Below are 12,974 nucleotides of genomic sequence, written 5' to 3'. Positions count from 1 at the left end.
GAGGAGTGCAACAAACAATCCTGCCAGGGCAAGAGATTTCATGGGAGCCACCGTAGGCCATAATAGATTGAACTCCAAATGTGCAAGGCTAAGGCCGCGTACAGTGCTATAGCGGTGACAATGTGCACGATGAGCCAACGCCCAAATGCTTTTTTCAGCAGGTCTTGGGCGGTAATGGAAAACTCGAGGTCTGAAATTGCTCCAAGCAAATGAGTCAAGGCGATCCCGGAAGGGTCAACCACCGCTTGATTTTCTAAATTGCGCGCACTGTGCACAAGGCTGTCGTAACGGTTACGCAGAATAGTGAGTTCTTTTTGCTTATCACTCAACTCAAGTCCGATTTGTGCCAGATAATATCGCCCTACAAATCCTGTGGCGACCACCGTGAGCATCAGAATAATCAGTGTAATGCCTAAGGGGCTTTGAAATTTATGTCCTGAATGAATAATCCCAAGAAGTGCTCCAAGGGTACCTGCATAAACGTGGAAGGATAAAACGGTGCCTATTGAAATCATTCTTTTAAAGCGCTCTCTAATCCAAGGGTATCGTTTGACGAGGGAATAAGCGAGGAGTAGCACAAATAAAGTGGCTGCAGCAACTCCAAATAGAAAACCTATAAAGCTGCCCGGAAACTGAGGTGCCACGTGAAAAAGAAACATCGGAACCATCAGTGCTAATGCGCTTAAAAGACCGCCTACGATGACTTTCTCAGCTTCGGTAGCCATGGATTAAGCCTCCACTACCAGATCGCTGGGTGATTTCGCTTGGCAGGCAAGAATAACGCCAGCCGCTTTTTCATCTGTGGACAATGCATCGTCCACCTCCATGTTCACTGAGCCCTCTAAAAGGTGCACTTTACAGCGCCCGCAAATGCCTGTTCGGCATTCAAAGTCAATAAAAACACCGAGCGCCTCAGCCGCCTCAAGCACCGACTGATTGGGCGCGAGTGGCCCTGATTTGTTTGACTTTGAAAAATTGATGGTTGCATGCGCTGAAGGGGGCATCATCGGTGAGACGTCCGTTGGCGCTTCTGGTGTTTTTGCGGTAGAGGAAAAAATAGGTGGCTCAGTAGTAAATACAGGCCCCCCTTTGGGTGGTGCGAAGTGCTCTGTCTTCACTTGCTCAGATGGAATTTTAAGTTGCAGAAGGGCTGCTTTGACTGCATCCATCATCGGCACGGGACCGCAAAGATGGATCCGGTGATGGACGATGTCTGGAATCGCCTTTTCGATAAAATCGGGCGTGATGAAGCCCACAGGACCTGTCCAGTCAGCGCCATTGGTGGTTTGCACAATCACATCCACACTGACATTCGGGTGGCGACGTGCGAGATGGGTGCATTCTTCACGAAAGATGATATCAGTGGGTGAATTCGCAGCATAGAGCAGATGAATGTCCTTGGGATAGGAGCGATCGGTAAGGTAGCGCAAGACGCTCATCATGGGCGTGATGCCCACCCCACCGGCGATGAGCACGATGCCGTTGGCTTCTTTACCGGTGAAGAAAAACTCACCGGCCGGTGCAGAGACCTCGAGCAAATCGCCGGTGTTGATGTGATCGTGAAGATGGCGCGATTCCACTCCATACTGCTCACGTTTCACGGTAAGCTCTATGTAATCGTGTTGCGTTGGCGATGAAGAGATAGTATAGCAGCGACGTATTTTTTGGCCATTAATGACTGAAGTAATGGTGGCGTACTGTCCGGGCAAAAATGTAAACGGTATTTGGCCAAGATTGGGCTCCATCAGCCGAAAGGTTTTAACGTTTGGGGTCTCATCGAAGATTGCCGTGGTGCGTAAGATACCTGACCACCGTATGGGCGCAGGGGGCTCTGTTTTTGGAGGAGATGCTTCCAATTCAGGTGGTTTAGGACTGTTACTCGTACTAGGCTTTACTGGTTCACTGCCAGGTGTTAGGCGTTGAATCAGGGAGTTAATCCGACGATGTCGTGCCCGCTGAACGAGAAGAGCCATCATCAGCGCAGCCACCAAGAGGAACATCACCATCCAATGAAGCCAAGAGAGATCACGAAAACCGCCGTTCATTTCATTACCCATGTTATCCTCAATATTCATTTCACGCTTAAACCAAGTGAGCGCGATTTGAGGTGGTGGTTGCGTTTCATTTAAGGCCTGTAGCGCACTGGCTCCACTGGCAGCAAATGATAGTCCCTCGCGCACCTGTTTTAGAGCAGTTTGCGCGGCCGCAGGATCATTGGTTGATAAGGCACGATGAAGCTCAGTTTGTATTGCGGTGATGATTTGCACGCCTAAACCGAGACGGGCTACGGCCTCATTTCTGATGTATTGGCGCGCTTCATCAGTGAGTTCTGGAAAATCCATCAGCGAAGCATAAAAGGGCTTTCCGCCAGTTGCCATCTCCCCACAACAGCCAGCAGGGCCTGGCTTGGCGGAAGACGGAGCCATCATATTTCCGCCAGCACCACCTTTATGATGCGCTGCATGTTCTGAGGATTGCGTCGTTGCGTTTGTTGGAGTCGGAGTTGTTGAAATGGGAGGTAATGTGGACGTGGTGCTATTACTGCTCTGATGGTGTGCTGCGTGTTCCGCTGGCGACAGGGCGAATACGGACGAGGGCGTTATCCCCATGATCATCACCATTATGAGTGACGTGACCTTCATTGCTATTCGGCAACCGAATATACATGGGCTATGCAGGGTCGCATGCAATCGATTCGACTCAAGTACATCGCGTTTTTTACCTCGAGACATCGATGTGGGCAAACCTTTTTCGTTTGGCATCCATTTCATTTAATAATATCCGTTGCGCTCCATCATCTCATTACTCATAACCTGATTGCTTATATAAGAGTTCTGAGGGTCGTTATCATCGATTCATCTTCCTGGGGCTAATTATGGTCTCTAGTGACACCCGAAGAGGAAGCCATACATCAGTATAATATAACTCTGAATTTTTATAATTGCTATGTTTTTGCCTAATCTGAATGAACCAATACCTTGAAAAATGGTATATACTTTCGAACGTAACGTATGGTTACTTATCTAAAATAACAAGGAGGTTGTATGTTGAAACTTAATGCACTCATTATCTTGACTACTTTGAGCGTGGTGACTCCAACCCTCTATGCAGAGGACGATATGATGAATACTACGTCTGGCAATACGATGCAAAATAACGATCAGCAATCCGCGCCAATGCAACAAATGCAAGAAGAAATGAAAAAATTGCAGGAGATGCACGATCAACTGATGAATGCTAAGACACCAGAAGAAAAGAAAGCATTACTGAAAACTCAAATGCCAGAGATACAACATGGCATGGACATCATGCAAAAGATGGGTGGTGAGACGGCAACCAATCCGGAAATGATGGGAAAACGCATGAAGATGATGCAAACGATGATGCAAATGATGATGGATAGGCAAAAAATGATGATGGACAATGGAATGATGGGATGCTCGATGATGAAAGGGGAATAAATTCTCTATTAAGATTAAAGAGCATTGGATGTATTTAAAAATAGAATTAGAGGCCTGCGGGTGAGGCAATGAGACGCTCACCCTGGTTTTGCTTTTTCAGATGCATCCCTTTTTCATTTTTCTTTAATGAATAGTGCATAAAGTCCACAATCGTTGTCAATTTAATCAGAGAATCAGTAAAAGTAATGGTGATGAATACTCAGGTGAGGGATTGTTTGAAACAGAATGAACGTGAAGAAAAAACAAAGAGAGATAACGTTTATCTTGATGAAGCGAATCCACGTGAAGCCATTCATCGAAACAATAATCATGATTTAGATGATGAATTTGATGTGATACGCTCAATTAATTAACTGTCTATAGGTTAATCGTGGTCCTTATACAGCGTGTCAAATAAGCTAATCATGAACTCATTACGCATTGTTCTGGCCGATTCCAACGAATCCCTTATCGTTTCAGCCATTTCATGTTCTATTTTTTTAAAATAATTGCTCTCTGAGATTATTTGGCGATTTGCTTTAATGGATTGCCCCAATAATTCTATAGGCTTCATGAGTGGATTTATTTTTTCAGAAAAAATAGAGCGACTCCAGCGCATGGGATGGGTTTTCTCAAGCCACCAGGATAAAAAGGGATTGCTGATGCCCTGCACCAATGGTTGCATCAGAGACTGATACAGCAAATCATTGGCTTCAGACACTTGCCGAACCTTTTCAAAAGGCTGTGTTGGACTACTCGTGCACAGCTCGGTAATATCACGTTCCTCAAAACGCACATGATATTGCTCTTTGCTGCAATCCGGGTCGCCCGTTGGATTCACAATCACCATTTCATAGAGTCCAGGCTTTAATTGTTCAATAGCAGTACCGTGTTCTAAGATGGCGCGATGGTGCAGGCGCACGACTTTGGCGGATACAAAAATCCCTAAATGCCCAACTGATGGATGAAGGAGGTAAACAATGCGCTGTTTGGCCTTCTTCAAAGCTTGAGTCGTGGGATAAATCGTTCTTATCCAGTGTAAGGCCTGCCGTGGTGGGGTAATTTGATCGCCTTGGGAAGCAAAGACAACAATGGGGCTTTGAATGCGTTTTAAATCGTAAACACATCCTGGATGAATCAGCATTTCACCACGTTCTAATTGATCGCCAACAAAAAGATTATTCACGGTGGCTGTAATTTCTTCTTGGCTAAATTGGTAAAAACCATTCCACCAGCGTTCAAATTCTAAAAATCGCTCCTGCTCCACATCCATTTGATCAAATAAACCATAATATTTATCCCAGATTGCCGTGGTCGGATTTAAAATCTCGAAATTGGAAACCAACCAGGCCCCATCAAAGGTTCCATCCTTTAAATCAGAGAGAAAGCGCGCACTCCATACGCCTCCTAAAAGTCCACCTAAGAGTTGCATGGGATTAGCTTCTTCTTCATTGTTTGCCCAATAAGAAACAGGGGAGCCATTCATGACCGTTAAGCCAACCGAGCCCACACAATCTGAGGCTAATAGAGCAAGCATCCAACCTGCTTGACAATTACCATAAAGAATAGGAGATTTATCTTCATGCAAGGCTTGCACTTTTTCGACAAAGTGGCGCAGGGTGGTCAAGACCTCGGCGAGCTTTTGGTGAGGAATGGGCTCAGGATAAAAAATAACGAAATACACTGCATGGCCACTGTGCATGGCAATGCCCACTTCCGAGTCACGTTTGAAGCCGCCAATACCTGGCCCATGACCTGCTCTGGGATCAACGATAATCACTGGTGACAAAGTAGGATCGAAACATTTTTCAAAACACACGTCACCTACTTCGAGGATTTTAATTAACGCATAATTGGTTTTGGGGTCCAGTGTTCTTCCATCCATGACTAATTCATATTTAAAATTTAACAGCGGCGGTAATCCTTGTTTTTCATGTTCCATCATGTTGTTGGCCCGTTCACGCAAAGTATCAAAAAACAAAGCAGAGCGTTGCCAATAATCTATTGGGTAAGAAAAAAGATCATGCCAGATTTGATCTGGGACTTCGGTATCATGCTTATCCATGCTTCACCCGGCTTTGAATGATTCAATAGTTTCTATTGTGGACCAGGAAGAGTATTTTTACAAAAATAAACAATCATCACTCCATGGCTAACCTCACGCATTTTGCCGGCCATGTGGAAGTTACTGGAATTGATATCGAGAGTGGGGTTGATGAAGGTGTTTGACTTACATCGAATTATGGCGGTACTAGACTTGGTATAAAAGAAGGCCTAATGCCATACATAGATAGATTTGATAATAACTCAACTTGACAATACCATGCTTAGTAAATCTTTTTGAGCTATACTAATTTAAACCATTTTTTTATTTATAAATTTAATGAGAGTACTGGTTAATTTGAAGTCTGTTCATTAAAGATTGATTAACATGGAAGCTAATGATCATGATTAAATTATTTAAAACAGTTATTGCTGTTTGTTGTCTCTTTGGATCTATGCTATTGGCAAACTCTTGCTCAGAAACTAAAAATCCTAATATTCATGATCTTAATGTTCATAATAAAAGACCTGGCGGGACCGGCGGGCGTTAAACGTTCCAAACAGCTTTTCGAACAGGGATAATCCTCTCAAGGGATATTAATTAATAATCAAAGAATCAAGAAACGCTAACAAGCCATCTACAGAGCACTTGTGCTGTCATTAAAAACAAACTCCGGACAAATAACAGGATTATTTGCTGCGAATAATCCAGAATTGGATGATGCACCATTATAAGCTGGATAATTTGGAAAAGCGGTACAAAAACTGGTGTTAAAAAAGCAAGAGTTCTTCATTTACATTGTGTTATCCGCGTTCTAAGGTCGTATCAATATCAATATCAATATCAATATCAATATCAATATCAATACGGGTGTTTTAAACAGTTGGGATAAGTCTCAAATATATGATAGAGTTTTAAAAGCATCGCTAGATGTACTGCATTTTCTATAATTTGGAGTCATTAATGAAAAATACAAGGATGGTTGTATTCCTTTTCGTTATGTTAGCCAGCCTATCTGCGCTACTTAGCGCATGCCACAAAACCCAACAAAATTCTGCGACAACCGAAGAAGGTTATGGTGGCACCAGTGGAGGGCATGGAGGACACGGTGGGCATGGAGGTGGGGGCCACTAGAGATGGTTTTTTAAATCTAAGCCATCGTCTTCAAAAGTAATTATTTTAAAAGTCTCTTATGTAAAGTATTTTTTGTTTCATGGAATTGCATTAGGGAAAAGGTTTGATGTTTAACATGGTGCGACACGAACTAAAGTGAACAATTATGGATAATACTGCAGTTGCCAAAGACAATAAAAACCCCGTAGGCACTATTGTCGAAGTCAATGGACCTGTTGTAAAAATATTTTGTGATGTGTTACCCCCATTATATCAGTCGCTCAAAACCTACACTGATACAGACAGTTATGTACTTGAGGTGTGTCAGCATCTGGACCAACATCATGCCAGAGCCATTACCTTACATCGCGCCACAGGACTACAACGGGGATTAGCTGTTTATGATCAAGGCACCCCTTTGCAAATTCCGGTTTCTCCTAATTGTCTTGGGCGACTCTTAAATATTTTTGGCGAACCTTTGGATGGGGCTTTGCCCTTAGAAACTAAGGAATATCGTGACATTCTCAACAAGCCCACTTCGATTGACATGACAACGACCCAGGAAGGTATTCTTGAGACGGGCATTAAGGTTATCGATTTACTTTGTCCCTTCGTTAGGGGCAGTAAAACAGGGTTGTTTGGAGGTGCCGGGGTTGGAAAAACCATCCTGCTGATGGAATTGATGCATGCCATCATTCAATTGCACCAAGGAACGTCTGTTTTTGCAGGGGTTGGCGAGCGGATTCGTGAAGGTCATGAATTGTGGCACGAAATGCAAGCCGCAGGCGTCATGGATAAGACCCTAATGATATTTGGGCAAATGGATGAGTCACCTGGTGTACGCTTTCGCACGGGATTATCGGCATTAACGTATGCCGAATATCTTCGCGATACACTATCTCATGAAGTGCTTTTTCTCATTGATAATGTTTATCGTTTTGTGCAAGCAGGCAGTGAAATTTCAGGACTTTTAGGCAGAATGTCGGCGAGTGTCGGCTATCAACCGACCTTAATGACGGAGATTGCCGAACTCGAAGAACGGATTACCTCAACCCCGAAAGGTGCTGTTACTTCCGTGCAAGCCGTTTATGTTCCGGCCGATGACATGAGTGACCCCGCAGTGACCGGCATCGTGACCCATTTGGATTCGATTGTGGTGCTCTCACGCGCACAAGCAGGTAAAGGCATTTATCCTGCCATCGATGCACTTGCTTCCAAAAGTAAATTTATGGATAAAATGATTTTAGGCGAGCGCCATTATGCGATTGCGCAAGCCGTACGCGAACATTTGGCACGTTATCAAGAACTCGAAGACATCATTTCCATGATGGGAATTGAAGAGCTTTCGTCTCAAGACCGCAATATTGTGTTAAGAGCGCGTAAATTACAACGCTACCTGACGCAACCTTTCCATGTAACCAAACAACAAACCGGTATTGAAGGGCAATCGGTTGCATTAGAGCAAACCTTGACTGATTGCGAAGCGTTCATCAAAGGCGATTACGATGCATTTTCAGAAGAGGAGTGTTACATGATGGGCGCCATGAATAAGGGAGCACACGACTGACATGGAATTTTTTACAATTCATCTTCAAAGTGCAACTCAATATGAACAAATCGATACGGTGGTTAGTTTTGTGGGTGAGGATGCTTCGGGGCAGTTTGGGATTTTAGCCAATCATGCCCGCATGATGACCTGCTTAAAATTTGGTTTGGCCTGGTTTCGTGATGAAAAGAACGAAACGGACTATTTAGCTGTACCCGGCGCGGTGGTTTACTTTAATAAAAATCAACTCTACATTGTGACACGCCATTATGTGCGCCATAAAGAGTATCAAGCCATACACAGTGCACTCGAGAAAGAATTACAGTTTGAAGAAGAAAATCTTTTGAGCATTAAAGACAGCTTGCATCGTTTGGATGAGGCAATGTTAAAACGTTTATGGGAATTAAAACGGCAGAATGGCTATGGCATTTAAAGATCCAAAGAAGGAACTGGAACAACAGGTGAAACGAAGTGTTCACAAAATGAACCAGGCAAAAAAAAGTAAATCCACTTTATTAGCCCAAACGGTTTATTTAGGGACCTTAGGCTTTGTTTTTGTATTACCGATTATTGCCGGAGCCTATCTTGGGGTTTGGCTCGATGAAAAAATAAAAGGGTTTTCCATCAGTTGGACCATCAATTTAATCCTTGTCGGTGTGATTGTTGGTGCAGTTAATGTATATCTTTTGATTAAGGAATAGCGGTGGGCTCAGAAGGATTTTTAGCGCGCTTTGCATTTTCACTAGGGTGGATCAACATCAGCCAAAGCCTATTGACTACCTGGCTTATTATGCTGGCTTTATTTCTTTTTGCCTGGGTTTCAACGCGAAAACCATCCCTTCAACCCGGTACTTGCCAGGTTATTTTAGAAGGAATTTTGAGCACCATGCATGATGCAATTAAAGAAGTACTGCCTGCCCATGTGGATTTGGTGTTTCCTTTTGTGGCCACCTTGTGGATTTTTATCCTTACATCCAACTTAATTGGGGTGATTCCGGGATTTTATGCACCGACTGCTGATTTATCGGTGACGGCCTCCCTTGCAATTTTGACTTTTTTATCAGTGCATTGGTTTGGCATTCGTGCCGAAGGGCTACGCGATTATTTAAAGCATTATCTTAAACCCACGCCTTTTTTGTTGCCGTTTCATTTAATCAGTGAGGTCTCTCGAACGTTGGCCTTGGCAGTACGCTTATTCGGTAATGTGATGAGCTTGCAATTAACCGCATTGATTGTACTTATGATTGCCGGATTTTTAGCCCCTATCCCCATCCTCATGTTGCATATTATTGAGGCCATTATCCAGGCGTATATTTTTGGGATGCTCGCTTTAATTTATATTGCTGGGGGAATTCAATCACACGAGCTGAAGAAGCAAGGAGAATCATTATGAATGGTATTAGTTGGTTTAGTTTAGCATCAACCGTTATAGCAGCACTCGCGATTGCCATCGGAACCATAGGTCCGGCGCTCGCTATGGGGCGTGCGATTAGTCAGGCACTGGATGCTTTGGCACGACAACCGGAGGCTGAAAAATCCATCACCAGAACCTTATTTATTGGTTTGGCTATGATTGAATCGTTAGCCATTTATTGTTTGGTGATTGTATTGATTATTCTCTTTAGAAATCCATTATTGTCTTATTTTGTTAATCAGCAGGGATAAAATAAATGGAACTGTCTTGGTCAACGTTTTCATTAGAAGTCATTAATTTTCTAATCCTGATTTGGATTTTAAAGCATTTTCTTTATGCACCCATCCAAAAAACCATTGTAGAGAGAAAAAAAACGGTGCAAGAACAATTAACAACGGCTCAAACTCTGCACAATGAAGCCACCCAGTTACAAATAAACTATGAGCATCGTCTCACCGATTGGCAACAAGAGAAAACAACACTGCAAAGTACCTTGCAAGAAGAACTGGAACAATGGAAAGCGGAAGAAAAGCTTCGTTTTGAACACCAATTACGTGAAGAAAAAGAGCAGGTTTTTGCCCATGAGAAGCAACAACTCGCCGCACTTATTGAAAAAAAGGAACGAGAAGCCTTGCTTTTGGCGGGTAAATTTGCCGCAAAACTCGTCATCGACTTTGCTGATGCTCGTCTTGAAGAGAAAATCATTGCAAAAACCATTGAGGACCTCGCTTCTTTCCCAATCAAACAATGGCAATCGATGAGTGCAGTCTCTGAAGAAGACAGTGTATGCATCCAAAGTGCCTTTCCCATCAAGGAACAGCAACGGCAGCATCTCATACAAGCCATGGAACAATTCGTGCCTCAAAAACTTAGCGCACGTTTTACTGAAAATCCGACTTTGCTTGCAGGATTAACCATTCAAATGGGTTCAGTGGTTTTGCAGGCCAATCTTCGCGATGAACTCAAATTCTTTACGGAGAGAAAAAATGGACTTGTCTAATCGTCCTTCGTTGATTGATAAAACGCGGCAGCGTATTGAGGATTATCAATTTCAAATCAGAGTCTCGGAGCAAGGACAGGTTGTCTCGGTAGGCGATGGCATTATTTGGATTAAGGGATTACCCACTGCTGCCATCGATGAAATTTTAATTTCAGTCGATGGTTGTTGTATCGCGATGGTTTTTCATCTCATGGAAGATTTGGTGGGCGCGATTATGTTGGTGCAAACGAAAAAATTAAAAGCAGGCACCGCCATGTTTCATTTGAAGCGCGCCTTGAGTCTCCCTGTAGGCGATAAACTGCTTGGGCGAGTGATTGACCCTTTAGGCAATCCGTTAGATTGCGGTGAAATGCCTCAATGTGAGGAACAGGGTTTACTGGATATGTTGTCCCCACCCATCATTCATCGTGATTTTGTGAATCGTCCCTTTTATACAGGGAATAAAATTATTGATAATTTAATTCCCATGGGTAAAGGGCAGCGGGAGTTAATTATCGGGGATAATGGGCTTGGCAAAAGTTCGCTGGCCATTGATGTGGTCATTAACCAAAAAAATCAAAATGTACGTTGTGTTTATGTATTGATTGGCCAAAAGCGCTCGACCGTAAGCAATACCATTCAATTATTAAAAGAGGCTAATGCCCTAGACTATACAACCATTGTGGTGGCCCAAGCAACGGCATTACCAGGATTTCTCTATCTTGCCCCATTCGCGGGCTGCGCCATTGCCGAACACTGGATGAACAAGGGTTTAGATACGCTAGTGGTTTATGATGATTTGAGTGCCCATGCGAACAGTTATCGAGAGCTTTCCCTTTTACTGCGCAGACCTCCTGGACGCGAAGCCTTTCCTGCGGATATTTTTTATCTTCATTCACGTTTGTTAGAGCGCTCCACTTGCTTGTCTGCTGAAATGGGTGGCGGCAGTATGACTACACTACCGATTATTGAAACCAAAGAAGGGGAAATTGCAACGTATATTCCGACCAATCTCATCTCCATCACCGATGGACAAATCTTTTTTGATGAAAAACTCTTTTCTTCAGGCTTTCTTCCAGCAATTGATATCACCAAATCCGTTTCACGCGTTGGTGGTAAAGCCCAGCATCCGCAAATTAAAAAAGAAGCCGGGAGAATGAAACTGGATTACATGCAATTTCTTGATTTAGAAATTTTTACCCGCTTTGGTGCACGACTGGATGCCAAAATGCAAAAGCAGATTCAAAAGGGACGACTTTTAAGAGAAATATTGAAGCAAGACAGGCTATCACCGCTGCCTATTGAGTTTCAGCAAGCCTGGCTTATTGCCTACAACGACGGTTTATTGGACCCATTGAATGTAGAAGAGATTCCACCTGTTCTCAAAAAAATAGAACAAGAACTAAAAAAGACCGACTTGACTTTAGGAAGCTCACGAGAACAATGGAAGAATGCCGTAAAAAGCTGGTTAAATGGGTAAGGCATAACCTGTCCTTTAACTCACGGAAGATTTTATGACGAAACGAACTAAACTAAAAGAGCACCTTCATACCTTAGAAGAAATTGGTGACATCATGACCGCCATGAAAAATCTATGTTTCATTGAAATGAATAAAATCACTAAGTTTCTTGCCATGCAGGAACAAGTCATGCAAACACTTCGTGAAGTAAGCCGTGATTTTTTAAGCTTTTATCCTATTTTTCCCACGAATCAACAAGAAGCTCATCCTGCGATTTATATTCTCATCGGCTCAGAAAGAGGTTTTTGCGGCAGTTTTAATGATAATGTGATGCATCAATTAGATACTTTAAAAGAGCGCGATGCTGAATTTAACCCGGCACTCATTGTGGTCGGGCGTAAACTTGCCTTAAAAATGGCGGATGATGCTCGAGTCATGGCCACAATCGATGGGCCTAATGCCATTGAAGAAATTCCAGCCGTGATTTTAAACTTGTTACAAACTTTAGAGAAAGTGTCCTCCCAAAGACATATCGCCTTGCATTCCTGGCAGTGGGACATTCTGTTCAATGAGGAAGAACACAATCAAATTCAAGCCAAGACAATGCAACCTTTTAAAGAATTTTGCGCCAACGATGCAAATCATGGTTCTATTCCTCCTCTGCTCAATTTAGCCCATGAGCAATTTTTAGCTGAATTTGTGGATCATTACTTATTTGCTATGTGTTATTCGGTTTTTTATCAATCGTTTTTTGCAGAAAATCATCAAAGGCTCTTTCATTTGAATAGCTCGTTAGATCGTTTAGAAAGTAAAAAGAACTCATTAAAAGAATATCTTAATTTGCTGCGTCAAGAAGAAATTACGGAAGAAATTCAGATTATTATGTTGAGTGCGGAAGCGCTTATTGGCACTAAATAAACAATCCATTTTACGTACCTTGCTTTACAATGATATACTCAAACGGACATTTAAATGTTT

The 12,974-nt window shown here is 42.9% G+C and carries 14 protein-coding genes; 11 read left to right on the top strand and 3 right to left on the bottom strand.

Annotated elements, in window-relative coordinates; genetic code table 11:
- Nucleotides 1-38: 38 nt before the first annotated feature.
- Together Lste_RS00195 and Lste_RS00190 are read right to left on the bottom strand one after the other, a co-directional pair.
- Nucleotides 39-725 (bottom strand): iron reductase, encoded by a 687-nt coding sequence (locus Lste_RS00195; RefSeq protein ID WP_058509072.1) that lies wholly within the window; start codon nt 723-725, stop codon nt 39-41.
- Nucleotides 726-728: 3 nt separating this feature from the next.
- Nucleotides 729-2,771, bottom strand: a complete 2,043-nt coding sequence (locus tag Lste_RS00190) for a 2Fe-2S iron-sulfur cluster-binding protein (RefSeq protein WP_237760390.1) — start codon at nt 2,769-2,771, stop codon at nt 729-731.
- A 273-nt stretch (nt 2,772-3,044) separates the two neighbouring features.
- Here Lste_RS00190 and Lste_RS00185 point away from each other — a divergent pair, with 273 nt between their 5' ends.
- Nucleotides 3,045-3,461, top strand: a complete 417-nt coding sequence (locus Lste_RS00185; RefSeq protein WP_045097760.1) for a hypothetical protein — start codon at nt 3,045-3,047, stop codon at nt 3,459-3,461.
- Nucleotides 3,462-3,676: 215 nt separating this feature from the next.
- Complete coding sequence (locus Lste_RS19020; RefSeq protein ID WP_157070669.1) at nt 3,677-3,814, top strand: hypothetical protein; 138 nt, start codon at nt 3,677-3,679, stop codon at nt 3,812-3,814.
- Nucleotides 3,815-3,825: 11 nt separating this feature from the next.
- Here Lste_RS19020 and Lste_RS00180 read toward each other — a convergent pair whose 3' ends face one another.
- Nucleotides 3,826-5,505, bottom strand: coding sequence for a DUF3141 domain-containing protein (locus Lste_RS00180; protein ID WP_058387921.1), 1,680 nt, complete (start codon nt 5,503-5,505; stop codon nt 3,826-3,828).
- Nucleotides 5,506-6,447: 942 nt separating this feature from the next.
- Between Lste_RS00180 and Lste_RS19335 the strand changes: the two genes are divergently transcribed.
- From Lste_RS19335 to Lste_RS00140, 9 genes are all read left to right on the top strand, one after another.
- Entirely contained in the window at nt 6,448-6,618 is a 171-nt protein-coding gene (locus Lste_RS19335; protein ID WP_167344181.1) for a hypothetical protein, read from the top strand.
- 145 nt (nt 6,619-6,763) lie between these two features.
- On the top strand, nt 6,764-8,164 hold the full coding sequence (atpD, locus tag Lste_RS00175; RefSeq protein ID WP_058387920.1) for a F0F1 ATP synthase subunit beta: 1,401 nt from the start codon (nt 6,764-6,766) through the stop codon (nt 8,162-8,164).
- 1 nt (nt 8,165) lies between these two features.
- The gene (locus Lste_RS00170) at nt 8,166-8,576 is read left to right on the top strand and encodes a F0F1 ATP synthase subunit delta/epsilon (protein ID WP_058387919.1); all 411 of its coding nucleotides are present in this window, start codon (nt 8,166-8,168) and stop codon (nt 8,574-8,576) included.
- The gene (locus Lste_RS00165; RefSeq protein ID WP_045097937.1) at nt 8,566-8,844 is read left to right on the top strand and encodes an AtpZ/AtpI family protein; all 279 of its coding nucleotides are present in this window, start codon (nt 8,566-8,568) and stop codon (nt 8,842-8,844) included. The genes Lste_RS00170 and Lste_RS00165 overlap by 11 nt, the downstream gene beginning before the upstream one ends.
- A 2-nt stretch (nt 8,845-8,846) precedes the next feature.
- Complete coding sequence (locus Lste_RS00160; RefSeq protein ID WP_058387918.1) at nt 8,847-9,536, top strand: F0F1 ATP synthase subunit A; 690 nt, start codon at nt 8,847-8,849, stop codon at nt 9,534-9,536.
- Nucleotides 9,533-9,808: a F0F1 ATP synthase subunit C gene (locus Lste_RS00155; RefSeq protein ID WP_045097765.1), complete on the top strand. Its 276-nt coding sequence runs from the start codon at nt 9,533-9,535 to the stop codon at nt 9,806-9,808. The genes Lste_RS00160 and Lste_RS00155 overlap by 4 nt, the downstream gene beginning before the upstream one ends.
- Nucleotides 9,809-9,813: 5 nt before the next feature.
- A complete protein-coding gene (locus tag Lste_RS00150) occupies nt 9,814-10,557 on the top strand; it encodes a F0F1 ATP synthase subunit delta (protein ID WP_058387917.1) in 744 nt (247 codons plus the stop codon).
- Nucleotides 10,544-12,016 (top strand): F0F1 ATP synthase subunit alpha, encoded by a 1,473-nt coding sequence (locus Lste_RS00145; RefSeq protein WP_058387916.1) that lies wholly within the window; start codon nt 10,544-10,546, stop codon nt 12,014-12,016. The genes Lste_RS00150 and Lste_RS00145 overlap by 14 nt, the downstream gene beginning before the upstream one ends.
- Nucleotides 12,017-12,050: 34 nt before the next feature.
- Nucleotides 12,051-12,914, top strand: a complete 864-nt coding sequence (locus tag Lste_RS00140) for a F0F1 ATP synthase subunit gamma (protein WP_058387915.1) — start codon at nt 12,051-12,053, stop codon at nt 12,912-12,914.
- The last annotated feature ends 60 nt before the right edge of the window (nt 12,915-12,974 follow it).

The sequence above is a fragment of the Legionella steelei genome, from assembly GCF_001468005.1.
Classification (GTDB): Bacteria; Pseudomonadota; Gammaproteobacteria; order Legionellales; family Legionellaceae; genus Legionella; species Legionella steelei.
This window is presented reverse-complemented; position numbering and strand designations above follow the sequence as displayed.

Coding starts and splice junctions, on each gene's coding strand:
- Lste_RS00195 (WP_058509072.1), bottom strand. CDS start 725: ATGGCTACCGAAGCTGAGAAAGTCATCGTAGGCGGTCTTTTAAGCGCA.
- Lste_RS00190 (WP_237760390.1), bottom strand. CDS start 2,771: ATGAAATGGATGCCAAACGAAAAAGGTTTGCCCACATCGATGTCTCGA.
- Lste_RS00185 (WP_045097760.1), top strand. CDS start 3,045: ATGTTGAAACTTAATGCACTCATTATCTTGACTACTTTGAGCGTGGTG.
- Lste_RS00180 (WP_058387921.1), bottom strand. CDS start 5,505: ATGGATAAGCATGATACCGAAGTCCCAGATCAAATCTGGCATGATCTT.
- Lste_RS19335 (WP_167344181.1), top strand. CDS start 6,448: ATGAAAAATACAAGGATGGTTGTATTCCTTTTCGTTATGTTAGCCAGC.
- atpD (WP_058387920.1), top strand. CDS start 6,764: ATGGATAATACTGCAGTTGCCAAAGACAATAAAAACCCCGTAGGCACT.
- Lste_RS00170 (WP_058387919.1), top strand. CDS start 8,166: ATGGAATTTTTTACAATTCATCTTCAAAGTGCAACTCAATATGAACAA.
- Lste_RS00165 (WP_045097937.1), top strand. CDS start 8,566: ATGGCATTTAAAGATCCAAAGAAGGAACTGGAACAACAGGTGAAACGA.
- Lste_RS00155 (WP_045097765.1), top strand. CDS start 9,533: ATGAATGGTATTAGTTGGTTTAGTTTAGCATCAACCGTTATAGCAGCA.
- Lste_RS00150 (WP_058387917.1), top strand. CDS start 9,814: ATGGAACTGTCTTGGTCAACGTTTTCATTAGAAGTCATTAATTTTCTA.
- Lste_RS00145 (WP_058387916.1), top strand. CDS start 10,544: ATGGACTTGTCTAATCGTCCTTCGTTGATTGATAAAACGCGGCAGCGT.
- Lste_RS00140 (WP_058387915.1), top strand. CDS start 12,051: ATGACGAAACGAACTAAACTAAAAGAGCACCTTCATACCTTAGAAGAA.